The sequence below is a fragment of the Ligilactobacillus aviarius genome, assembly GCF_001654615.1.
Classification (GTDB): Bacteria; Bacillota; Bacilli; order Lactobacillales; family Lactobacillaceae; genus Ligilactobacillus; species Ligilactobacillus aviarius_B.
Map to the genome: position 1 here is coordinate 53,340 of NZ_LWUD01000051.1, position 25,080 is coordinate 78,419.

At 35.0% G+C, this 25,080-nt stretch carries 22 protein-coding genes and 1 CRISPR repeat array (1 of these 23 cut by a window edge); of the genes, 1 reads left to right on the forward strand and 21 read right to left on the reverse strand.

The genetic code is table 11. The features are described from left to right. Nucleotides 1-7 precede the first annotated feature (7 nt). The 9 genes from A3O17_RS06630 to A3O17_RS06670 are packed head-to-tail and all read right to left on the reverse strand — an operon-like array spanning nucleotide 8 to nucleotide 9,902. On the reverse strand, nucleotides 8-1,696 hold the full coding sequence (locus A3O17_RS06630) for an alpha-keto acid decarboxylase family protein (protein ID WP_064213285.1): 1,689 nt from the start codon (nucleotides 1,694-1,696) through the stop codon (nucleotides 8-10). Between the two features lie 12 nt (nucleotides 1,697-1,708). Beyond that, nucleotides 1,709-2,497: an alpha/beta fold hydrolase gene (locus A3O17_RS06635; RefSeq protein WP_064213284.1), complete on the reverse strand. Its 789-nt coding sequence runs from the start codon at nucleotides 2,495-2,497 to the stop codon at nucleotides 1,709-1,711. Next, nucleotides 2,464-3,912, reverse strand: a complete 1,449-nt coding sequence (gene citG / locus A3O17_RS06640) for a triphosphoribosyl-dephospho-CoA synthase CitG (protein WP_064213283.1) — start codon at nucleotides 3,910-3,912, stop codon at nucleotides 2,464-2,466. Before citG ends, A3O17_RS06635 begins: the two co-directional genes overlap by 34 nt. Nucleotides 3,913-3,938: 26 nt before the next feature. Then, entirely contained in the window at nucleotides 3,939-5,477 is a 1,539-nt protein-coding gene (gene citF, locus A3O17_RS06645; protein WP_064213282.1) for a citrate lyase subunit alpha, read from the reverse strand. Continuing rightward, nucleotides 5,467-6,372 (reverse strand): citrate (pro-3S)-lyase subunit beta, encoded by a 906-nt coding sequence (gene citE / locus A3O17_RS06650; protein WP_064213281.1) that lies wholly within the window; start codon nucleotides 6,370-6,372, stop codon nucleotides 5,467-5,469. Before citE ends, citF begins: the two co-directional genes overlap by 11 nt. Beyond that, nucleotides 6,373-6,663 carry a citrate lyase acyl carrier protein gene (citD, locus tag A3O17_RS06655; RefSeq protein WP_064213280.1) on the reverse strand — a complete coding sequence of 97 codons (291 nt, stop codon included), beginning with the start codon at nucleotides 6,661-6,663 and terminating at the stop codon, nucleotides 6,373-6,375. It lies immediately after the preceding gene. 12 nt (nucleotides 6,664-6,675) lie between these two features. Beyond that, a complete protein-coding gene (gene citC / locus A3O17_RS06660; protein ID WP_064213279.1) occupies nucleotides 6,676-7,701 on the reverse strand; it encodes a [citrate (pro-3S)-lyase] ligase in 1,026 nt (341 codons plus the stop codon). Between the two features lie 28 nt (nucleotides 7,702-7,729). After that, nucleotides 7,730-8,707 (reverse strand): AEC family transporter, encoded by a 978-nt coding sequence (locus A3O17_RS06665; protein WP_064213278.1) that lies wholly within the window; start codon nucleotides 8,705-8,707, stop codon nucleotides 7,730-7,732. Between the two features lie 40 nt (nucleotides 8,708-8,747). After that, nucleotides 8,748-9,902: an NAD(P)-dependent malic enzyme gene (locus A3O17_RS06670; RefSeq protein ID WP_064213277.1), complete on the reverse strand. Its 1,155-nt coding sequence runs from the start codon at nucleotides 9,900-9,902 to the stop codon at nucleotides 8,748-8,750. A gap of 130 nt (nucleotides 9,903-10,032) precedes the next feature. Between A3O17_RS06670 and A3O17_RS06675 the strand changes: the two genes are divergently transcribed. Continuing rightward, nucleotides 10,033-10,983 carry a sugar-binding transcriptional regulator gene (locus A3O17_RS06675; protein ID WP_064213276.1) on the forward strand — a complete coding sequence of 317 codons (951 nt, stop codon included), beginning with the start codon at nucleotides 10,033-10,035 and terminating at the stop codon, nucleotides 10,981-10,983. A gap of 48 nt (nucleotides 10,984-11,031) precedes the next feature. Here A3O17_RS06675 and A3O17_RS06680 read toward each other — a convergent pair whose 3' ends face one another. The 12 genes from A3O17_RS06680 to A3O17_RS06735 form a co-directional block, all read right to left on the reverse strand. Further along, nucleotides 11,032-11,916, reverse strand: coding sequence for an alpha/beta hydrolase (locus tag A3O17_RS06680; RefSeq protein ID WP_064213275.1), 885 nt, complete (start codon nucleotides 11,914-11,916; stop codon nucleotides 11,032-11,034). A gap of 29 nt (nucleotides 11,917-11,945) precedes the next feature. Then, nucleotides 11,946-12,824, reverse strand: coding sequence for a helix-turn-helix domain-containing protein (locus tag A3O17_RS06685; RefSeq protein ID WP_064213274.1), 879 nt, complete (start codon nucleotides 12,822-12,824; stop codon nucleotides 11,946-11,948). A gap of 46 nt (nucleotides 12,825-12,870) precedes the next feature. Then, nucleotides 12,871-13,659, reverse strand: a complete 789-nt coding sequence (locus tag A3O17_RS06690) for a helix-turn-helix domain-containing protein (protein ID WP_064213273.1) — start codon at nucleotides 13,657-13,659, stop codon at nucleotides 12,871-12,873. 105 nt (nucleotides 13,660-13,764) lie between these two features. After that, a complete protein-coding gene (locus A3O17_RS06695; protein ID WP_064213272.1) occupies nucleotides 13,765-14,055 on the reverse strand; it encodes a HigA family addiction module antitoxin in 291 nt (96 codons plus the stop codon). 45 nt (nucleotides 14,056-14,100) lie between these two features. After that, nucleotides 14,101-15,348, reverse strand: a complete 1,248-nt coding sequence (locus A3O17_RS06700; RefSeq protein ID WP_064213271.1) for an LlaJI family restriction endonuclease — start codon at nucleotides 15,346-15,348, stop codon at nucleotides 14,101-14,103. Next, the gene (locus A3O17_RS06705) at nucleotides 15,338-16,873 is read right to left on the reverse strand and encodes an McrB family protein (protein WP_225354722.1); all 1,536 of its coding nucleotides are present in this window, start codon (nucleotides 16,871-16,873) and stop codon (nucleotides 15,338-15,340) included. Before A3O17_RS06705 ends, A3O17_RS06700 begins: the two co-directional genes overlap by 11 nt. 116 nt (nucleotides 16,874-16,989) lie before the next feature. Then, nucleotides 16,990-18,723: a DUF2075 domain-containing protein gene (locus A3O17_RS06710; RefSeq protein WP_064213270.1), complete on the reverse strand. Its 1,734-nt coding sequence runs from the start codon at nucleotides 18,721-18,723 to the stop codon at nucleotides 16,990-16,992. Then, nucleotides 18,716-19,030, reverse strand: coding sequence for a nucleotide pyrophosphohydrolase (locus A3O17_RS06715; RefSeq protein WP_064208683.1), 315 nt, complete (start codon nucleotides 19,028-19,030; stop codon nucleotides 18,716-18,718). The genes A3O17_RS06710 and A3O17_RS06715 overlap by 8 nt, the downstream gene beginning before the upstream one ends. A 233-nt stretch (nucleotides 19,031-19,263) precedes the next feature. Beyond that, nucleotides 19,264-19,824, reverse strand: coding sequence for an ECF transporter S component (locus tag A3O17_RS06720; RefSeq protein WP_064208682.1), 561 nt, complete (start codon nucleotides 19,822-19,824; stop codon nucleotides 19,264-19,266). Beyond that, nucleotides 19,824-20,813, reverse strand: a complete 990-nt coding sequence (locus tag A3O17_RS06725; RefSeq protein ID WP_064208681.1) for a nucleoside hydrolase — start codon at nucleotides 20,811-20,813, stop codon at nucleotides 19,824-19,826. Before A3O17_RS06725 ends, A3O17_RS06720 begins: the two co-directional genes overlap by 1 nt. 219 nt (nucleotides 20,814-21,032) lie before the next feature. Next, the gene (locus A3O17_RS06730) at nucleotides 21,033-21,308 is read right to left on the reverse strand and encodes a hypothetical protein (RefSeq protein ID WP_064213269.1); all 276 of its coding nucleotides are present in this window, start codon (nucleotides 21,306-21,308) and stop codon (nucleotides 21,033-21,035) included. Nucleotides 21,309-21,350: 42 nt separating this feature from the next. After that, entirely contained in the window at nucleotides 21,351-22,550 is a 1,200-nt protein-coding gene (locus A3O17_RS06735; RefSeq protein WP_064213268.1) for an acetate/propionate family kinase, read from the reverse strand. A 266-nt stretch (nucleotides 22,551-22,816) separates the two neighbouring features. Further along, nucleotides 22,817-25,080: direct repeats of the CRISPR family, unit length 36 nt; unit sequence GTACTTAAACTTATTGATTTAACATCCTTCTGAAAC; it runs 1,535 nt beyond the window's last position.

Sequence of the window (25,080 nt, forward strand, 5' to 3'; positions counted from 1 at the left end):
GTTATTTCTATTCTGGATCATAGTTGTAAAAGTGTGATTTGTCGATCTGGCTCATTGAGTCCCCAATATTCTTAACTAATTCAGGAGCATCCATTGCCTTTGTTTTAAGAATGATAAGGTGAGCCTTGCTCCGATCATCAGCAACTTTATCCATGATTTTCAACATGTCTGTCTTATTATCAGCAACGTTGATATCCATTGTGTCTTCTGAAATTCCCAATGCTGCTGGAATCTTTGTATAATCCCATCTTGCAACATCGTTGTACTTAGCATGTGCGCCGTGGATAACACGTTCAATTGTGTAACCATCATTGTCGATCAAGAAAATGATTGGCTTCAAGTGATGACGTTGGATCAAACTTAATTCTTGAATTGTCATTTGTGATGAACCTTCACCAATCGATAAAATATGACGACCTTCTTTATCAGCGATTTGACTACCTAAAACGGCTGGCAATGTGTAACCAATTGATCCCCAGAGAGGTTGTGCTTCAAAATCAATTCCTTTCTTAAGGTTCATGAATGACAAACCATATTGTGATGTTCCGGTTTCAACGTAAATTGTATCGTCTTCACGAATAAATTTATTAGCAAAGGCATACATGTATTGATCAAGGTTAAGTTCAGCATCATCATTATCATGGTACATTACTGAATGATCAACGTTTGCTAAACCACTCTTTTCAAAGTCATACTTGTAGTCGGTCTTCAATAAGTTTGTTAACAAGTTATCAATGTTTACTCCGCGACTATTTTCACCAAAGAAATCACTGTGATCACCATTTAAAACAACGGTTTGATCTTGAGTGAAGCATTGAGTGAAACTACCAGTATTAACATCGATCAACTTACCACCGAAGACAACGATCAAATCAGACTTGTCAATGTAGTCACGAACTTTCTTGTCACCATATTTTGGATAATATGTTCCCAAGAAATGTGGGTTTTCTTCATTAATTGAAGATTTTCCTAATAACATTGTTGCCACAGGAATTTCTGTTTGGTCAATAAACTTTTCAAACTTATCTTGAACACGGAACATTGTAATTTCGTTACCGGCCAAGATAACTGGGTTCTTAGCCTTCTTCAATAAGTCGCTCAAACGCTTAGCAACGCGTTGATTGTGACCGGTATTTTCAACCGTTAAGTTCAATGGTTCAGCTGGTTCGTTGATCAAACTGTGAGCAACATCTAATGGTAATGAAATGTATACTGGACGCCGCTTGATAATTGCAGTCCGAATTGCCCGATCAATTTCAAAACCTGCATTTTCGAATCCTAAAACAACTTGTGTTTCAGTAAATTCTTTGTATGCTTCTAATGAATGTTTGAAGTTTCCTGTTGCATCTGTGTGGTGCATTAAACGGTGATTTTCTTGAACCTTTGTTGTTGGTGCCCCAGTGATTGCAATTACTGGAATATGTTCAGCATAACTGCCGGCGATTCCGTTCAAGGCACTTAATTCACCAACATCAAATGTAGTGATCATTGCCCCTACACCACGCTTGCGGGCGTAACCGTCAGCGGCATATGCGGCGTTCAATTCGTTACAATCACCGATCCAGTTAACAAGCGGACTGGCTTCAACATCATCCAAGAATGATAAGTTATAATCTCCAGGAACACCGAAAATATCTGTAATTCCGATTTCATGAAGACGTTGGATCAAGTAATCAATTACTGTAATTTGCTTCATTATAAAATCCTCCTAAATTCTTTTTATAAAATCTTCAACAAACCGATTAAATTTATCCGGTTGTTCGGCCATAATACAATGACCAGTTTGATCCACAGCTGCGTGACTAAGATAAATCTGATTTTCATTACACATTGCATCCGCAAACGCCCCATTAAAGAACGGGCTTTGATTTGCGGTCATCAACATTAACGGTTTTGTCATTGACGTAACAGCTTTTCGCCAATCACGGCGTGCATGATCAAGCAAAAGCTGATTGCAAGCGGACCGGTCAAATGGAAATTGGTGTTGAGCAACCTTCACTCGTTCACGACATTTTTGCGTTACTCCATTTAATGTTTCACGAACATGTGAGAGCTCTTGAAGTTTTTCCTGATAGTTTGCCCGAGTAGCATTCATAAATCCATACGGCCAAGCAGCATTGCCAATCATTTTAGGAGACTGATCAACTGCAATTGCTGCACAAACGTTTTCATCTAAATTTTTATCAAAGAGGCCATAGACTACTGAAGCTCCCATCGAATGTCCAATTAATACAACATTTTGAAGATGCAAACCAGCGATCAAGTTCTTTAAATCATAAATTAAACGATCGATCTTGGTTAAATTTGGATCAAATTGAGATGCTCCGTGATTTCGCTGATCATATGTGATTACATTGAATCCATGATCAACAAAATATTGAATCTGCATTGTCCAAATTTCTTGATAACCGCCAAACCCATGAATAAAGATAAGAGGTTGTCCATTTCCATATGATTGGTAATTTAATTGAATTCCGTCATCAGTTGTAAATTCCATTTTTGAAACCGTCCTTTAACTTTCGCAATAAAGACCGTGATAATCAATAAATCAGCGCAGCCGCCTAGACTTAACTTGTTTTCTGAAAAAGTTGCTTGGAGTTTAAGGATAAATTCTCGTCCTTTTTTCTCAGATATTCCACCCTCAGCAAAAAACTCATCAAGTTGCTGGTTCTTCCATGTAATGATCTCAGGTGAACTTGCCCGCTTTATTAAGGTCGAATCAGTTGTATAGCGTGCAATCACCATTAATGTCATTACCAGGCGATCATTAAAGTTTAAATCTTGATAAGTATTAAATGCAGGGAGACCATGATCAAAAACTACGGGATAACCTGCAGCTGCTTCACTACGGACTCCACCAAGACCGTATTTCTGATACTGCTGAATTCCTGCCGTTTGAGACTGTCCATCATTTCTCTTGTTTTTTAAATCTTCATTTATTAAATTGACAAGCATTTCTTTAATTGTATGCTGTAAATTTTCATTGTTTAATTGATGATGCTGAAGATTAAATCCAACAGCAGCAGTTACGATTCCCAGTGAAAAAATTGCACCCTTATGAGTATTGATCCCAGCAGTTGCCTTCAACATTTCTCTTTCAGCAACTTTTCCAAATTCACGAATTTCGTTAAACAATTCAGATAAAGGAAAATGATCATCAAAATTAAGCCCCGCAAGTGCACACTCTTTTAAGTACGGTCGCATTGAAATCGAACTTTTAACAAACAGAAAATAATCCATATCAGGATGAGCCCCATGTTCAATCGGATCAACCAAGCCCGGTTTCGGCCAAGCACTTGCCTCACTAATCAAGGCTTCAACTCCAATGTCAGCTAATTGATTTGAAATTTCCATCAAATGTTCTTGATGATTTGCATTCAAAATTAGTTGATTTACCTTAATTTGGAGATCACTTACCTGATGTCTGCGTGAACGACCGCATTCCTTTGCGGGAAGATTGCAAATCAAACATTTACGTGGATTTTCACCTAATTCAGTTCGCGAAATTGAACGGATATTATCGGCATCATTGATTAAAACATCAAGATCAAATAGTCGTCGACTTGGCGTTGAATCTTCAAATGAGACTGCACATTGCTTCAACTTTTTAAAATCACCATCAACAAGGTAAAATCTTTCCGGTCCGGTCAATGCATCCAACCATTCTTCCTTTTTAACAAATGTGAGGTGATTAATAAGCATTTGTTTTTCAAAATGTTTGAGTTGATTTTCGAAAAAGCACTTAATAAATGCATTATTTTTTACCGGTCCAGGAATATTTAATATAGCAGCGAGCACTATTTTTGTTGGCGCATTCGTTAAAAGTGCTTGCTGAACTGCGACCCGACGATCGCGATTTTTTAAGACATCAGTAATGTTTTGTGAAATCCCATTTTCAAAAATATTCTTCATTTTCCTTATCCTGCTTTACTGCAAAATTAATCTTTTAATTGTTTAACTTCATCGATAATTGTTTTGTCACGATATTCGATCATCGCAACTGTCTTGTCAGTATATTGTAATTTTTCTGGCTTACCAACGATCTTTTCAGCCCGTTGTTGAAGTTCTTCGATCGTCATCAAAGGAATTCCAGGAACCTTCTTGAAGGCTTCAATTAAGTCTTTCCGTTTTGGATTGACAGCAACTCCGACTTCAGTAACTAAAACATCGATTGAATCGCCCGGTGTAACAACAGTCCCAACCTTTGGAACAACCGTTGCGATCCGACCACGAGTCAACGGAGCTGAAATAATTGTCATCTTCGCTGTCGCAGCATCTTGGTGACCACCAATAGCTCCCCGAAGAACACCGTTTGAACCAGTCATAACATTAACGTTAAAGTCAGTATCGATTTCCAATGCTGATAAGATACATACATCTAATTGATCAACCATCGCACCCTTATTATCAGGATCAGCATACCAAGAAGCATCGATTTCTTGTTGATCGCGGTTGTTCTTCATTGAATCGGCAGCACCTTTATCAAAGTCTTGAACGTCCATGACTTTCTTAACAAGACCTTCTTCTAAAAGCTTAACGATAGGTGTTGTAATTCCACCTAAAGCAAATGATGCTGTAATATTCTTATCAAGCATTGATTGGCGTAAGAACCGAGCAACGGCTAACGCAGCACCACCTGAACCTGTTTGGAATGAGAAGCCTTGCTTAAAGTATGGTGAGTGAACAATAACATCATTAACCATTTTGGCAATCTTTAAGTCCTTAGGGTTCTTTGTAAACCGAGTAGCACCAGAACCGATTCGATCTGGGTCACCAACCTTGTCAACTTGCACAACATAATCAACTTGTGTTTGCATGATCGAAGCTGGTGTATTAGGATAATCAACCACATTATCAGTTAATAAAACAACCTTATCTGCATATGCAGCATCAACTAAGGCATAACCTAATGAACCGAATGCAGCGTCACCCGTCATTCCATTTGCATTTCCTAAACGATCAGCATTTGGAACACCAAGAAAGGCAACGTCGATCTTAACATCGCCGTTTTCGATGGCACGGGCACGTGCACCGTGTGAACGTAGGATAACAGGATCTTTTAAAATTCCGTGAGAAACGGCTTCACCTAATGTTCCACGCATTCCTGAAGATTCAATATGAGTAACTGTTCCAGCTTTAATGGCTTCAATTACCTTATCGTTCATTACATTTGTTAATGATGAAGGTGCCAAAGTTAAATCTTTGATTCCTTGCTTAATGATTTCATCCATTACCATGTTAAAGATGAAATCACCTTCACGTAAATGGTGGTGGAATGAAATTGTCATTCCATCCTTAACTGTTTCACGAACGACGTCTTTAATTGAAGTTGTTAATTTATCGTTACCAGTTGAAACCCGAACTTTTGGTGCAACCCGTTGAACAACCGGATTCCCGATTTCGGTACTTTCAAATGGCTTATAATCCAACTTCTTCATTAAATCATCTGATAATTCACGTCCGATACTATTCTTCAATGAAATCACCTTCCTCATTGATCAAGTTTGAAGCCTTTGCTAAGCGGATAACCCGTTGAGCACGTAAAGCAACTGGACGGTCAACCATTTGACCATTCAATGCGATAACTCCAGAATTCTTCCGGTGTGCTTCTTCAAGAGCTGCTTCAACATCAAGTGCATTTTCAATTTCAGCACGTGTTGGTTCGTAAATCTTATTAACAACGTCAATTTGGCGCGGATTAATAATTGATTTACCGTCAAAACCAAGCTTGTAGATGTGTTCCGTTTCTTTCTTGAAACCATCCATGTCATCAACTTTTGTGAAGACAGTATCAAAGGCTGCGATGCCAGCTGCCCGTGCAGCATTCAAAATCATGTTCCGGGCAAATTCTAATTCAACCCCATCAACATAACGTTTAGTCTTCAAATCAGTTGTATAGTCTTCAGCTGAAAGCGCAAGGCCGATCATCCGATCAGTACTTTCGGCGATTTCAAGTGATTTCAAAACGCCCCGTGCACTTTCGATCGCTGCCATGACATGTGTTGACCCTGGTTCACGACCAAATTTCTTTTCAGCTTCTTCGATTACCTTAACCAAGTCTTGCATCATTTCTGCTGATTCAACTTTTGGCAACCGAATAACATCGATTCCGGCTTTAACCATTGCGAAAACATCGTCATGAAAATATTTAGTATCATTTCCATTGATCCGAACAACTAATTCAGCATCACCATAATCTTGAGTTTGTAATGCTTGATATACCAACATCCGAGCTGAATCTTTTTCTGCTAATGAAACCGCATCTTCGAGATCGAACATAATCGAGTCGGCACCATAAATTCCAGCGTCACGCACCATTCCGGCGTTGTTTCCTGGAACAAACATCATTGTCCGCCGTAATCTTTCTTCCATTTATAGCACCTCCCAATTTGGTTCATCCATACCTAATGAACGTTGAATTGCAGTAACCAGCCGGGCTTTAATTACACAATCTAAGGCACCCTTGTCAATTGCTTTAACCTTCACACTCTCAATGTTATAAGCTTTAAGAGTATCTTCAATTACTTGAATAATTTGCTTACCATATAAATCTTTTACAGGTGAATCTAAATCAATTTGAATTCCATTATCACTGGCACTCAACGTAAATTGAATATCTGATGATTCAACTGTACCTGCAAGAGCTGTTTTTTCAATTTTCATAATCACACCTCTTTAAAATCTATCCTTTAATAAACCAATGTTCTCTTTAATAAAATCAAACGTTGTCTCCGGAACAAAGTTTTTGATCATCGAAAGATCATCTCTTTGGATTGCTTCACGAACTTGTGTTGCGGTGATGATTTTTCCGCCAACGTTCTTTTTACGTTCAATGATCCGCACTTCAACTTCCGGAGGTAAAACTTTACTTAATTCATCATTGTAAACATCTGTCGTTTTTGAATAAGGTTCGCTTCCAAGATAGCGGCGCGTAATATTCAATGGAGCAGCGATTTTATTTTTAAATAATTCCGCATCGAGTTTTGCTTGAAACCGCCCAACATTTTGATCATCTTTTAAGAAGTATGCCGGAAATGTTGCATAACTTACCATGTATTCTTTACCAGGGACCACGATTACATTTTTCAAATCTTCAGTTCCTGCTTTTACCAATTTAAACCGTTCATCAAATTTGAACAGTGATACATCTTGGCTAACAACAAATACATAAACAGAATCATTTTCCCGACTTGCTTTTTCAACAAGATATCGATGCCCTAACGTAAACGGATTCGCATTCATAACGATTGCTGCAATCTTCTTATCATGTTGATCATTAATCTTTGGTAATTGATCAAGATAATCATTAATATCTGGAGTACCTGTTTCAAGAACAGCTCCATCTTCAACTTCAGCAAGTAAATGAAAGCCAACATAACTAAAACTTTTAATGTATTTAGGTTTGGTGAAAACAAACAAGTGAAAGCGTCCAAGCTGTGCGGCTTCGTTCATTAGCTTGCTGACAACTTGATTAAACATTGCACCTCCATTTTGGTAGGCATCGTCAATCGCAATGTATTTTAAAATGTTTCCCGCAATCGATCCGGTTGCAATGATCTGACCGGCTTCATTCCAAATAAATGTCCGATCGATCGCTGCGGTCTCTTGCGGAGCAAATCCGCTTATTCCATGTTCAATTAAAAATGAGTGCCACCGATCAAAATTCCGTTTAACGTGAAGATCAATTTCTCTAACTTCCATTGTTAACTGCGCTCCTTATTTGATCAAATTACATGAAATTAAGTAAAAGCATAATGACTGGGACAACAATTACGAACAAAGTTGAGGTTGCAACAACCAAATTTGTCGCAAATTGTACATCTCCATGATATTGATCAGCCAAAATCGGCAAAACAGCCAATGAAGGAGTTGCTGATTGAATGATCAATGTCTTCCGGAACATAGAAAACATTCCGATTCCCATGACATGCATTCCAAAGTATACTAATCCGAACATAATCAATGGTGATACAATGAACCGTCCAATTAATGAAATGTTCAAGTATTTATCAAAGCGAATGTTCGAAATTCCAAAGTCTTTTAACATAATTCCGATATACATCAACGATAATGGTGTAACCAAGTTACCCAATCCAGTTAATGTATTCGTAATAAAGGTTGGTAATGTTGTTGCCGCATTCGGCATCCAAATTAAGAATGGGATCGCAATAATGAATCCCCAAATTGGAGCTGGTAAAAAGTGCTTCCAATCAATTTGAACTCCCTTTTTACCATCGGCAGTTGGATCATCGCCAGCGATTACCCAAACACCTAATGTCCAAATAATAATTGTGTTTATGATATAATAAACAAGTAGATATGGAATTGATACTTGACCGAATAACGCAATATTCAATGGCATTCCAATGAATACTGTGTTCGCACCATTAATTCCGGTCATCATCAATCCGCGTTTTCCTTTTGGAACCCGCAGTACTTTAACTGCGATCCAACTGATAACGTAACCTATTAAAATGGCTAAAATCGTATATACAAGACCCTTCGAAAGCGATTTTAGCTGATTCAAATGAAAGCGCTTCAACATAGACGTGAAGATTCCGCAAGGTAACGCGATTTTCATAATTAATTGTGATAATCCCTTTGAGAACTTATCACTAAACCAACCTTTGGCCCGACAAAAATATCCGACGGCCATGAATAAGACAATTGAAATTACACTTTGAATAGAAGTCCAAAAGATTCTCATTACCATCATTCTTCTTTCCGTAGTGAATTATCAATTCTCCTTATCTCTTTGAAAAATCGACGACAGCCTTTGTTACTGTGTCGGCAACACCTCCTTCAAATACGCCCGAAATAATTCTTTCCGGTTCAGGATCAGTTACCATTTGGGCAAGCCCTTCAGCAACCGCTGTTTCAAGTTCAAACGTTACCTTTTTGATTCCTGATTTAAGTAATCCACGGAATAACCCTGGGAAGGCAAGAACATTATTAACTTGGTTTGGATATTGGCTTGAACCGGTTGCAATTACCTTTGCTCCCGCTTCCTTGGCAATTGCTGGATCAATTTCAGGTTTTGGATTTGCCAATGCAAAGATGATTGGATCATTTGCCATCTTTTGAACTTGTTCCTTGCTCAAAACATTAGCATCTGATAATCCAATGAAGACATCTTGACCAACGATTGCTTCGTCAAGATCCTTGAACTTCGTTTGAACCGCACTTTCTTTTGCAACTTCGCGTTGATACTTGTTGTAATTTTGACTATTCGCTGAAACCGGACCATCAATATCAACTAAAGTAATATTCTTGATTCCGGCATTCAAAAGTAACCGTGCAGTTGCCAATCCTGAAGCACCGACCCCATTCAATAAAATTTTGAGATCAGTCAACTTCTTACCGACAACTTTAGCAGCATTGATCAAGGCTGCTAAAACAACGATTGCAGTTCCTTCTTGGTCGTCATGATAAACCGGAATATCCAATTCATTTGCCAATTTTTCTTCAATTTCGAAACACCGTGGAGCCGCAATGTCTTCCAAGTGAATTCCTGCAAATGACTTTGAGATGTTCTTAACTGTTTGAACAAATTCATCAACTGGAACTTGATCAAGTGCTAACGGAATTGCATCAACATCAGCAAGATCCTTGTAAAGCAATGCTTTTCCTTCAATAATTGGCAAGCCGCCTGCTGGACCGATATTACCAAGTCCTAAAACAGCAGTTCCGTCAGTTACCATCGCAACTAATTTTCCGCTTGTTGTATATTTATCCTTAGCATCCGGATCTTTTTCAATTAATTTTGCGATTTGAGCAACTCCTGGAGTATAAGCCTTTCCAAGTTGCTCGCGATTTGTTACATTAAATCTTGGTGCAATACTTAAAACGCCTGGCTTTTCGCCACCGTGCATTTTGAGAATTTCATCTTCATTTTGAGTCATAGTATTAGCCCCTTTCATTAATTCCTTACATTTTTAATGCTAGCACTCATTTTAAAAATTGTAAATAAAGCGTTTATTTTTTAAAAATTTAAAATAATAAGTATAATTTATAGTCGTGGAGGTCTTTTTTGTGAATTCGGAACATGAAATTTTATTGGGCAACATTGCTCAAGATTATTACCTTAGTAATCTTTCAATTAGTGATATTTCAAAAAAATATTCAATCAGTCGATACCTAATCTTGAAATATCTTGACGAGGCGCGTTCGACGGGATTGGTCAGTATCAATATCCATACCATATACCAACGGAATGACGAACTCGAGCAAAGATTAATTAACATGTTTCCAATCAAAAATTTGTATATTCTTAAAAATCCAACGAATCCTGCTGAACGAGATGATTTGGCGAGTACGTTTGCGGCATATCAAATTCAAGCAGCAATCAAAAACGCCCATGTTGTCGGTTTAAGTTGGGGTGATATGATTTTCTCAACATTGAATAAATTCCGTCCAACGCAACAGGACGATTTGGTATTTACTCAATTTCTTGGCGAAAACATGAAGTATCATTCATTAACTGGTTCAACGCGAATGGTCCAACGCGCTGCCGTTAACTACAACGCTCCATACTTTACGATTCCTGGGCCGCTCTACATTTTAAATAAAGATGTTCGCAAACAACTTGCAAAAGAGCCGTCAATGGAAAAAGCGTTTGAACATGCAAAGAAAATGGACATGATCATTTCAAGTGTTGGAACACTGGATTCAATCGAAGCTAACCAACCTTGGTATGATAATATTGATAAGATTTTTCCAGGAGTTGATTTGGATAAAATTGCAGGAATGGTCTTTGCCCGTCCGTATGATATTAACGGACAATTCTTGATTGATGAAAAGGACAGCACTGCCTTTTCAGCTCCGCTTGAAAATATTTTAAATGTTTCAAGACGGTTTGGAATTGTTACACGGAAAAGTAAAACTAATGCTGTGCTTGGTGCATTACGTGGAGGATTCTTTACTGATTTGATCACAACAGAATCGATTGCGTTGAAGATTTTGAAGGAATTAGATAAAGAGTAAAGAAAAAAAGGTATTTCAGTTTGGGGCTGAAATACCTTTTTCACTATATTATTTTATATATTTTCTCATAAAATCAATCTCATCTTGCGTTGCCTTTTTCGCAAACGTACTTCGCTGATCGATCATGAAGTCATGTTTTAACGGATGCTGGTCATCACCATAAACTTTCGCAACATGCGGATGATGCTTTTCCATCAAAAATCCGGCAAACTTCATTGAATCATCGCGAAGATAATCCGCATTACCAGTCGCAATGTAAAGCGGTGGAATCTCAGGAACATAACTTTCTTCAGTTGCCATCATTTCCCGCTTTTGAGCAAGGACCTCTTCAGTAAAGTATGCTTTAGTAGCTGTCCAGAGCGTTTGAGTCAGCATGAAATAAGGAGCACAATTAAGAATGCCGGCACGAAATGTTAACTGTGGCTTTTCATAGCCAAAATATTTCCGATAACTCGGATTGGCATACACTGTTAAATACTGATATGCCATCTGACCGCCGGCACTATCACCGACTAAAAAAACATTATTTAAATCAAAATGATATTCTTCAGCATGTGCAACGACCCAATGAATATAGCAATCAATATCATCGAGTTCGCCCGGAAAGCTGACATCCGGTGCTAAACAATAACTAGCATTGACAACGGCAAAGCCATGCTGAGCTAATCCCATTCCATAATATTGGTATGTTTCCTTTGTTCCATAGCACCAGTTACCGCCATGAATTAAAATGATAACTGGCAACTTTCCCCTTTGATCGACTGGACGATAAATATCCAATAGATTATATTGCGGATCTTTGCCATATTGAAGATTGTCGATCCGTTCAATCCCTTCAAATTGATACGGTAACCCTGCATCCCGTTGATCATCTTCTACTTTCCAGTCATTTCTGAGTTTCATAATTGCCTGAATCTGCTCTTTTGTAGCCATTATTTTCCCCCGTGATTACAAATTGTTTATTAATCCATGATTTCCTTCATACTTGGTAAATACCTAACGACTTCTTCCTCTGTGATATATCCCTGGCTAGTAACAATTCCTAAGAACATACTGATAACATCACTAAAAATATCAACTAATTGAATGATCCCCATTTGGAAGAAACCTTGATGATATGAATAAACCATTTCTTGTCCAGGTTGAAGCTTAACGATATCGGTGCTGCTAAAGCCAATCTCATCGATTGCGCTTTTGGCACGATCAAATGCTTGTTGAAAATCAGCTAACCGGTCGGTGAACATACTCAAAATACTCTCTTCAATATCAACGTTTGGAGCAAGATTAATAAAGAAATCAACTGTAAAATCTCTTAGTAATTCTCCAATTTTATCCATTTGATCAAGCCATACCTTATCTGGATTAGGCTTCTTAATTGCATCCACCGTCAAATCTAATGAATCAGGAAGTTCCTTGTTGAGTGGAACCAATTCGTCTATAACCATTTGCTTAACAAGCTTTTTGAGTTGTTTGTTATCTAATTGAGAATCAGCTTGAGGGATAGATATTTTCTCAGGGATATCAATATCTGCATCCATGTTATCGTCATCAACGGAATCTTGATCTTCCATTAACATATCCCGTAAGTCATCTAATCCGGCATGCGTATCATCAAACAATAAATCATCGATTGGAATTGCGAAGGCATCGCTTAATTTGATCAATGTATCCACGCGTGGAATCGAAGTAATTTTCTTATTTGCAATTTTACTGATCGTTGTAGCACTAAGTCCCGTTTTCTCGGATAATTCTTCAATCGTCAAATCTAATGAATAAAGCCATGAGCTAACGTTTTCACCTAGTGTGTCAATAATTTCATTTTTATCAAAATCTTCTGTCATGTTGATGATCTCCTTATTTTGTTTATTCTCTTATTAAGTTTCACAATCATAAACTTTCATCAAAATTTATCATTGGAAGATATTCTTTGATTTGTTTTTCTGTAATAAATCCAGAATTAACCACCGATTCTAAAAACATCCCAATAATCTCACTACATCTTTCAGACAATTGATAGACCGCCATTAAATATGCTCCTTCGTGCAACTCTACGTTAGCATTTCCATCATTATCAAATCCAAAATTATTAGTCATTAATTCTTTGGTCATATCAAATGCTTTAAAAAGATTATCAAATTGATCTCCGATAAAATTTTCATATTCTGCATCGACCACTTCTAGAACTGAATTTGAAGCTGCCAAAGAAAAATCAATTACTAAATTGTAAATCTTATTGATTTCATCTAACCATACTTTGTCTGGATAGAAATCAATAATCTTATTTAAGGTTAGATCCAATGCCCCTTTTATTTCGTCGATTAAAGGTAATATATTCTCTTTGATGATTTCAATTACTTTTTCTTGATTATATTTTAAATCTTCTTGAGAATCTGAATCATTTTGAATTGCCAAACCACTAAATAACGAATCAAAAGCAATCCCTGAATCTCCAAATAATAGCTCATCCATTGGAATTTCAAAAGTATCACTTAACTTAGTCAGAATTTCCGTTGATGGAATTGAAGTAATTTTCTTTTTTAAAATATCTTCAATCGTTCTTATATCGACTCCTGACTGTTCAGAAAGTTCTTCAGGCGTTAAAGGTAGTGAATGAAGCCATGCTTTAACATTTTCACAAAAAACATCAATTGCTTGTTTTTCAAATTCTTCTTCCATTTAAATTGTCTCCTTATTTTACTTAAGTTAATTGTATCAGGTGTTGGCCCAAATTTATACAGATACTATAAAAGCAGTTCCGCTAACTTGCGAAACTGCTTCAAATCAACCATGAATTAATTCAATTTCTTTATAATCTTCGAAATTTTCAAGTTCTGCATTCCGAATATCAATGTCATTTTGTAAATTTAAAAAGTAATTGTCTGATACCCCAAAGAATTTTCCAAGACGGATTGAAGTATCCACAGTAATTTTACGATGATCATTTAAAATATCTTGAATGCGTGAAACGGGAACATGAATCGCCTTTGCTAAAGCGTATGCGGACAGATCAAAAGGAATCATAAATTCTTCTTTTAAAATTTCACTGATTTTAGGGGTTGGAATATTGTTCATATATTTACTCCTTATTGATTGCGAAAACCTAATGCAGAAAATTATTTAACTTTCAGAGACAAATGATTCTAAAACCGCTTTTTCATTAAGTTTAATCTGATAAATAATTTGTTCATTCACTGAACTGGGTAAAAACTCTTCTTTAACTTCAACGTGTTTTTGTACTTGTACCTGATTTTTATCGATTGATGGTAAACCAGGTAAAATAAGAGTGTTATAAGTTTTTTTAGCACGATTTCCGTATAGAAATCCATATATAAGTTGCTTATGATTTAATCCATTCAATTCCTTCATATATTTTGAATCAAATATATATTGAATATCACTTTCTTCATCAAGATAATAATGATCTGGTTCTAATACATTCTGGCTGTGTGCTTTATCATAACTCTGTGAATCTTTCTGGAAGAAAAATTTTCTAACTTTTTCACTTTCAAAATTAAATTGAGCAGTATCAGGATTGACACCGCTAAAATGATTAGTTAAATATGCATTCACGGCATGTTCCCAAACATTATGAAATTCAAATTGAACCATTGAAAAATCATAGTTATAATTAGTTTCCAATTTTTCAAAAAACCGAATAAGATTAGTGATTAGATTTCTTAAGTGGTCCTTATATGTATGGCTAAGCTCTTTATTTAATTGTTGAACAACATAATCTTTATTATTCAACAATGAATAATTGATTCCAAATTTTTCAAGTTCAGTACTCATTGGAAGTGAAAGCAAATCCTTAAAATACTCTTTTGTATAATTCAACACAAAAGCCACGCATTCGGTTATCAAATTATTAGTTATAATTTTTTCTTTTTGATAAAAGGGAAAATACACAACCGTATTACTTGCAGTATTAATAAAGCTATTCGACTTTCGAAAAGTGGTTTTCCAATCAATATTTCCACTTTGTCCAATCTTTACATTAACGATATTTTCGTAGTATAAACCATATTTTTGGTAAAATTCATAAATTTGATTATAAGCATTAATCGGAAAAGAACAATTAAAATCTTCAACTCCAGATAATCCCTGTGTCCGATTATATATTAAAATCGACATAAGAATGACTTGAATATTTTTAAATTGACTTTCAATACTTAGATTTTTAAAATTCTCAATTTTCATAAAATTATATGGAAGAGATATCAAAGCATCTGTGTCTTTACATATGATTCCCACAAATTGGGAACAGCCATTCTTCACTTCATCTTTTAACTGATATTTTTTAATCAATTCTTTCGCTACAGTTTGCTTATCCATCACAACATCAATATTTTGAATATTATTTATCATGATTATCCTCTTCTTGAACTAAAAGATTCAAATAATCTTTTCCAAGAAATTCATTTGAAAATACTTGCTGCTTATCATAACATTCATATAATTCTGAGAAACTATGAATTGATCTATCAAATAAAGGAGCATTTGCATTCCCAAATGCTGCCATTGAATTTTGAACATCATCCCACAAATATTGCAAAAGTTTGTTCTTTATCAGTTCATCATTTCTCTTAGTGTCGCCAATATCATCAAACTTAATAAAATATGGTCCCAACTGCTTGTCTTCTGTAAGACCTAATCCGTTTTCACGATTTACAATAAATTCGTTAAGTTTAAAAAGTAATTCTGACCATTTAACTTTGCGCTCTGTAGTTTGATCTTCTTTTTCTATTTTAATCGTTAATTTAGGATTGTTATCTTCGTCTGGAATTCCAATTGAAACATATTGCCACGAAAATCTTCTCTTAAATGCATTGTCCATTGGAAATACGTTTTGATCACTTGTGTTAACTGTTCCGATAATATATAAATTCTCAGGCAATTTGATTTTTTTACTGTCTAAAGCATTCTGAGCTTCCTTATCTAAATGATTATAAATCAAATCGTTATTTATTCCATAATCACTCTTTCCCGATTGATTGCGGTCTAAAAGTTGGAAAATATCACCGAATACCGCGGAAACATTCGCACGACTCATTTCTTCTAAAATTAAAAGAACTGGTTCGTCCACTTTTAAAGCACGTTCTAATGCCTTAGTAAAAATTCCTGGTTGATATTTATACGTTGGCTTACCATTTTCATCAACATCTGGTAAAACTTGACCTACAAAATCAGAGTACGAATATTCAGGATGTAAAGTTGATCTAAATACATCTTTGTCAGAAATATTATTATCTTCAACTAATTGTTTTACTTGATATGATTTTCCTGTACCAGGTACGCCATAGTAAATAGTATTTAAATCAATTTGAGGATTTGTTATTTCAACATTATATGATTCATCTTCTTCTGAAATGACGTTTGAATTATTTCTAAATATTTCGTCCAATTTTTCTTTTGTAATCTTTTTTAATAATGATATAAAATATTCTAAGTCCCTCATCATTTCTTCGTTTGAAGGAAGATTTTCTAAATCATAATTTATTGAACATATCACCGCATTTTTGTATTCAAGCGCTTTTTCTAATTCAGTCTGTGTTGGTTGTAATTGTTCATCTCTATCAATTAAATTAATATCATCTGAAGGAATATCCTTACCTAAAATATCTTTGATATTGTTTTTTATATTTTCTACATTCTTTTGAGAAATTAATCCAAGTTGTTCTACACCCAATTGAATGCATAAGGAAACTTTTTTCACCTCTGAAGAATATAAATAATCAACGTATATCCCTCTTTTAGCACTTGTTGTAATCGGTGGATAAAATATTACAATCCAAGGATATGTTGTTACACTTCCTTGTCCTATTGATGCTTGTGCTTTGAACTCTTTAAAATTATTTTGAATAAAAGTTTCTAATGCTTTATTTTCATCTATATTTTTTTAAATCCCTTTACAGATCTTTTTTTCTTGTGATCACTAAACCTTTCTCCCATTTTTTTAATAATTGTTCTTAAGTTCCAATCTTCCATAATTATCCCCTCACAAAAGTTTTATTTATTTAAATTTTCTAATTTCCCTCTTGATTTATCATCAACCGCATAAATATACAACCCATGCACACCACGAGTCATCAAGACATTCAGCGCATTTTGAATTAATGCTAATCCTACACTTTCACTTTTTTCTCCAAATTTACGATTACCTTTTGCTCTATCATCACAGCTTCTAGATTCGTCAAATATCACTTTACCATTTCGATATTTTACTGATGGCCCAATTATCAGTCCACAATAATTCAAGTCAAAACCTTGAACAGTAAAAATTGAACCTACTTCATTAATAGTTTCCGGGATTTCAGCCCAGGCAACATCTTTTCTAGAATAATCAACTTGATAATTCCACGGTTTTTTCCAATCGCCAATTTCAACGTTCCAAAACTCACCGTTTTCTTTTGCTTTACGTTTGTATTCCCAATCATAGGTTGCGACCATCCTTGAAATTCCATATTCTTGATCTTTATCTTTTTCTTTTATCGCCTGTTCTAAATTATATGGATCATCAAAGAATTTAATTTTATAATTATCATCTTGTGGAAGCGGTTTGATTTCTTGCTTATAAATAAAGTCCTTGATCCATTGACTTGTCTTACTATTTGCTTGCATCCGCATCTGATTTTCTAATCTTATGATATTCTTTCCAGCGAGTTTTTCTAATTCATTGAAATCACTATCTCTTAGCATTTCATTTTTAGCTACCATTTGTCTTTCATCTAAGATAGCAATTACAACTTTTGCATGTGATAAAAAGTCTTTTAACTGATTTCCAGAAATATTATTACTAATTTTCTTCGTATAACTCTGATTAAATTGTGTAAGCAAAAGATGTGCTTCATCAATTAAAACAACATCTGCATAATCATTATCTTTAAGAAATGCAATTGGCCTATCAATAACTGAATCTTTAAATCCTAACTTTTTAGATATTTCTTGATAAACCTTTTGTTGTTCATCATGACGGACAAAAATTCTAGCGTCAACATACTCTCCATTACTTAGTTTTGTCTTTTTTAAATCATAAAAAAGATTACTTAAAAGAACCGTTTTACCAGCACCAGCCTCACCTTCAACAAGAATCAATTGTCCTTGTTCGTTATTTTCAAGTGCTTCTTTAACCTTTTCATATATTTTCAATTTCGCTGTTAATTGCTCATTTGTCAATTTATGGAAGGGAGAAGCTTTAAAAATCGCTGTATCTTTAATCAAAGACTCTGCTGGAAATAATTTTTTATTTTTCTGATGAAGTTTCTTCCACATTAACTTAAAAATTTCATCGCGCTCATCAGATGTATAATATTGACTTTGAAAATTATTCCTTCGATTATTTACCTTTTCAATTGCTGGAACGCTTGATAAATAAAGCATTAATTGATTTTCTATATCTAATGTTAATGACTTATTAAAATGATTGTGTCCGATAACGTACATTTCTGAGTCGTTTGCTTTTTCTAAATCTTGCCAATCTTTACGATTTTCATCCTTAGGATCGACTTTTAAATGTTCAAGTGTTCTTTGGCGAATATCGTTAGTTTCTCCAACATATACTCGATATTTATCTTTACGTTTCTCATCTTCAATAATATAAACTGTTGGATAATTTACAATATATTCCTTTTTCTCTTCATTAATTTGATTTGCCACATCGTTGCTTAAATCTTCAATTCCCCAATTTTCCATATTATGATATTTAGTTTTATAAATTACTGGCTCATTAATTTTTTTAGACATTCTTATCTTCCTTCCAATGCCGTCCCTTATTATATTCGAGTTTCGCCTTCATCACGTCAATTGGATCAATTTTTAACTGATCACACATATAAAATAGATAAATCAATGTATCGGCAATTTCACCCTTTAAATGCGTCGTTTCCTCATCAGTTAGTTGGTCAGTCGTTTCCTTCCACTGGAAAATCTCCATGATTTCGGCCGCTTCGATATTTACCGCCTCCGCCAAATTCTTCAGGTTATGATACTCATCCCATCCCCGTGAATGTCTGAATTCGACAAGTTCGTGCATTAATTTTTGGTGATCCATCGTAATTACTCCTTTAAGTCTCAATATTATCTGTTATTATATCGCAAAATCGGCTTAAAAAATAAACCCTTCTTCCAAAATAAGATACATATAAAATTTTCTCTAACTCAAAAAATCATCAACCGCATAATGCAGTCAATGCCTTACAATTTCAATGTTGAAATGCTGCCCGATAACCTTCAATAATTCAACAAGAAGGACTAACTCAGTTTGTATTTTCTTTGAGATTAAATTTAAACTGATAATTTTTTCAATGGTTTATATGAATGAAACAACACCGCAACAATATATACAGAGACTATTCTATCTAAAAGATCAGTTAAAACTTGAACAATAAAAATTGCCCAAAACTTGCTTAATCCAATCCCAAACAGTAATTGGACAATAATCGATGAGCCTGAAGATGTAACTCCACCAAACGCTAAGTAAGTAATTGCCGTTGACAAAATCGTTCCCGGTAATGAGATTAACAGTGCAACAATCCAAACTTTACTAAAACGATCCGGACTAATTTTGCGATACAGAAAACCTGCCAAACACCCTAAAACTAACGCAACCGGAATGTAATACATTGATGTTAAATCTGTTGTCAATCCCATAATGACGTCAGTAATTCCACCGGCTAGCATTCCCCAAATCGGGCCAAAAAGTGCCGCTCCTAAAATCGTTCCAATTGAATCTAAATAAATTGGTAACCGCAACATTAAAGCTAAATTACTTCCAACAATGTTCAGTACGATACAAAACGCTAAAATTGTTATTTTCTTTACTGAAACTTTCTTTGAACTTTTCATTAATCTTTCTCCCCCATAATTGCTGGTAAAATTTGATCAAGTAACCCTAAATCAATTTCGGCTATTCGGTTTAAAAATAGTTTCATAAATTTAATTGAATCAACTTGCGTCAAAACTTTGGCATTGGCATCATGATGGTAAAAGCTCTTTTCATCAACTATTGATTGCCCATTGCCAATCCCCGAATCTGTATTAATTTGAACATAACTCTTAAATCCACTACAAATCTCAGGATCCAATAGGAGCGCAACAGTCAACGGGTCATTAATAACACACCCAATAACTTTTTCTTGTTTCCAGTGAAAATCAAAATAAAAACGTGTTATTTTTCTTATTACAGAGGCAACTTCACTATTTTCTTGCTGGATTAACTCTAATATATTAGGAGTTAAGACGATCTTTCGAGTTACATCTAGTCCAACCATTGTTATCAAAACAGGTGAATGCTTATAAACATATGAAGCAGCATCTGGATCACACCAATAGTTATACTCTGCGACTGGTGAACAGTTTCCATAAGACTTAAATGCGCCACCCATTGAAATTAACGCTTTACATTTTTTCCACGCTTGAATATCTTTTTGCATTGCAATTGCAATATTTGTCAAAGGACCAATCGCAATAACCGTAACATCTGAATTTGCCATTAATGTTTTATTTAGAAATTCACTCGCATTTTGACGACAAATTCCATTCGTTACATCTTCAAAATCACTTTCACCTAAGCCATCTTCACCGTGAGTATCTTGAGCACTTATGTATGGCTTTTTTAACGGTTTTTGAGCACCAGCATATACAGGAATATCTAATCGATTAGTAATCTTTAAAACTTTTAATGCGTTTTTTACACCTTGTTCAACTGGCACATTTCCAGCAACAATCGTTATTCCCATCACATCTAACTCAGGAGACCTTAATGCCAGCCATAACGCCAGAAAATCATCTATTCCCGGATCACAATCAATAACAACTTTTTTCCTTTTATTCATAACTTTCACCCTCCAAAAAATTGATAATAATTATTCCTCATTAATTTATAAACTATATCCGCCATACTATCTTTTATTAGTCGTTTTTTCTAAAAAAATAATAGTTTTTTTGCTATGATTAAAAAAATTATTGTCTTTATTGTATCACGAGAATCACTTTAGAAAACATTCTAATAAAAAAAGCTCTGCTTAATGACTTCAACATTAAACAGAGTTCCTTTACATTTTAAACGCTGCCCGATAACCTTCAATGTAATCAACGATTTCGTGCAACTTCCCATGAAATAATTGATTGAGTTTTTTAAATAATTTTAACGGGAAAAAGCGAAAATGATTAAATCGATCTGCTTTCCCTTTTTGAAATCCTAATTCATAGTCATCACGGACATCGCGAACAGGATTTTCGTAATGATATTCATATTTACCGTCATGGTAATTTCCATAATCACCATTTTCATAATGCTTTTTAACGTAGTCATGTAGCTGTGAATTCATCTTTTTCTCCCTTATTTCTAAATTATTTTAAATAATAATACATTACTGAATCTTTTGCAATAATCGGCGAACGTCCATCGCAATCATTTGCTCTTCATCAGTTGGAATTACAAAAGCCTGAATACTTGAATTGTCACCGGAAATTAACCGTTTTTCTCCGCGAACATCATTCCGTTTATGATCAACCGTTAATCCCAGATAATTGAAATGCTTTAAAATCTGTTCACGAACTTCGATCGCATTTTCACCAATTCCGGCAGTAAACGTAATAGCGTCGATTCCTTGCAACTCCGCAATATATTGTCCAATGTACCGAATCACACTGTTGACATACAATTCAATTGCTAACTGCGCCCGTTGATTGCCTTCAGCTGCGGCCTGTTCAACATCCCGCATGTCAGCTGAAACACCTGAAACGCCCTTGAATCCAGATTTCTTATTTAAGATGTAGATCATTTCATCAATTTTGTTAATATGTAACTTCTTCATGATATATGAGACAAGCGAAACATCGACATCGCCAGAACGCGTTGCCATCTGCACCCCTGAAAGCGGCGTGAAGCCCATTGAAATATCATATGATTTTCCATTTTTGATTGCGCAAATCGACGAACCAGCTCCTAAATGACATGAAATCATCGTTAATTCATCAAGCGACTTATTCATCATCGCTGCGGTCTGCATCGCAATGTATTGATGGCTGATTCCGTGCGCCCCGTACCGCCGAACATGATACTTCGAATACCATTCATACGGAACACTATACATAAAATTTTTCTCCGGTACGGTATGGTGAAATGACGTATCAAACGCTGCCACGCCCATTGCATGCGGCAACAACTTCTTACAAATCTTAATTCCAGTCAAATTTGCCGGATTATGCAACGGTGCCAGTTCCGATAACGCATCGATCTTATTCATCACATCTTCAGTAATTACAACCGACCGATCAAAATATTCGCCGCCAGCAACAACCCGGTGCCCAACCGCCTGAATCTCATTTAAATTTGAAATAATTCCTAACTTGATCAATTGATCGAAAATAAATTGCAATGCAGTCGTATGGTTGGGAATGTTAGTGGTAAACCTCGCAACCTGTTCCCCATACCTGATCTTGATTGGTGATTCTTGTTGGCTAATGCGTTCAACTAACCCTCGTGCAATGACTGCTTCCCCTCGGTCATCGAAAAGTTTGAACTTCAAACTCGAACTTCCACAGTTGATTACTAAAATTTTATTCATAAAAAATGCCTCCTTTGTAATTTAATTTTATGATGTAATGGAGGCGGTTTCAATATAAATTTAAATCGAAGAATTATAATTACATTTATAAAAAATTAAAAAATCCGTTTAATTATAATTATGTTTATAGAAATTGAAAATTTTAGCTTAATTATAAATGTGTTTATAGTTGTCACGAATACAAAAAATTATCTCTAAATTCAGAGATAATTCTCAATTTAACATCCTTCTGAAACAATTGTCTTGGGTTATCAATCCAACAGCCTGTACTTAAACTTATTGATTTAACATCCTTCTGAAACTTATCCGATGTGCCTTGAAAAATGTGGCACGTACTTAAACTTATTGATTTAACATCCTTCTGAAACAACATCTTTATAAAAATTCATTGGTTGATTGTACTTAAACTTATTGATTTAACATCCTTCTGAAACCGCATTGCGGGGCATGTTCAAGGGGACGCAGTACTTAAACTTATTGATTTAACATCCTTCTGAAACGTAACTGTTATGCAAAAAAATTTCGGGGGAGTACTTAAACTTATTGATTTAACATCCTTCTGAAACCACTTGAACACCTAATTGTGCATTTCCGCCGTACTTAAACTTATTGATTTAACATCCTTCTGAAACGTACGCGAATCACAATTTGATTAATCAGAAGTACTTAAACTTATTGATTTAACATCCTTCTGAAACATAATTATCGCGCATTTTATTCCGTAACGAGTACTTAAACTTATTGATTTAACATCCTTCTGAAACAAGTAAAGCAAACGGCGGATAGTTTGCAAAGTACTTAAACTTATTGATTTAACATCCTTCTGAAACTCATTTCATGACCCTCCTTAACTTCTGAATGTACTTAAACTTATTGATTTAACATCCTTCTGAAACCAAGGTTGAACGGTTTGCCAATAGTAAGCAAGTACTTAAACTTATTGATTTAACATCCTTCTGAAACATGATTCAATGTTTACTACTGTTGATAATAGTACTTAAACTTATTGATTTAACATCCTTCTGAAACACTATCTAAGTGTGAAATCACAAAAATATAGTACTTAAACTTATTGATTTAACATCCTTCTGAAACATGTGATATAATAATGTTAAACGATAATAAGTACTTAAACTTATTGATTTAACATCCTTCTGAAACAGTGAAAAACATCGAAAAGCTGAGAGGTAGGTACTTAAACTTATTGATTTAACATCCTTCTGAAACGTCTTAGCGCGTCGCTCAAGGGGTTTAGCGGTACTTAAACTTATTGATTTAACATCCTTCTGAAACCATTAAAACAGACAGCAAACAGCTTGCAATGTACTTAAACTTATTGATTTAACATCCTTCTGAAACACTTACAAGTATAAAGTTACATTCTCCAAAGTACTTAAACTTATTGAGTTAACATCCTTCTGAAACGCCTTAACTATAACACGCGATGTTAAAAAAGTACTTAAACTTATTGATTTAACATCCTTCTGAAACCGGAGTGCCTGAACGGCGCTTTTTTTATTTGTACTTAAACTTATTGATTTAACATCCTTCTGAAACAAGGGACGAAAGTGATTGGGCGCTCGTAAAGTACTTAAACTTATTGATTTAACATCCTTCTGAAACGATTAGGCTTTACTGGAACTATTCCTAAGCGTACTTAAACTTATTGATTTAACATCCTTCTGAAACGTTGCGCGATAGTTTTAAGTTATATGCGCAGTACTTAAACTTATTGATTTAACATCCTTCTGAAACGTTGCGCGATAGTTTTAAGTTATATGCGCAGTACTTAAACTTATTGATTTAACATCCTTCTGAAACGCATACTCAAAAGATTGTGAACTTGGTTGTGTACTTAAACTTATTGATTTAACATCCTTCTGAAACCCGCGTTGGAAACGATTTTTTTGCCTTTAAGTACTTAAACTTATTGATTTAACATCCTTCTGAAACATAACTTGACGCATGGCGCTAATCGCTAAAGTACTTAAACTTATTGATTTAACATCCTTCTGAAACTTATAATAACGGAAATACCATCTGGGTACCGTACTTAAACTTATTGATTTAACATCCTTCTGAAACCTTTAATGCTAATATCGACACATTGGTCGTGTACTTAAACTTATTGATTTAACATCCTTCTGAAACTAACCAGGGCGTCCGTTTCAATATCAACGGGTACTTAAACTTATTGATTTAACATCCTTCTGAAACCGTACTCAATCACTATACATTCCTTTCTTTGTACTTAAACTTATTGATTTAACATCCTTCTGAAACCAAGTGGTACCCAATACAACATTTTAATATGTACTTAAACTTATTGATTTAACATCCTTCTGAAACATGCCATTCTTTAAACCTCCATAAGCTTAAGTACTTAAACTTATTGATTTAACATCCTTCTGAAACATGGATTAGGAATAAATGCTTCAGCAACTAGTACTTAAACTTATTGATTTAACATCCTTCTGAAACTAATAACCTGCTTGATTGAGAATCATTTCCGTACTTAAACTTATTGATT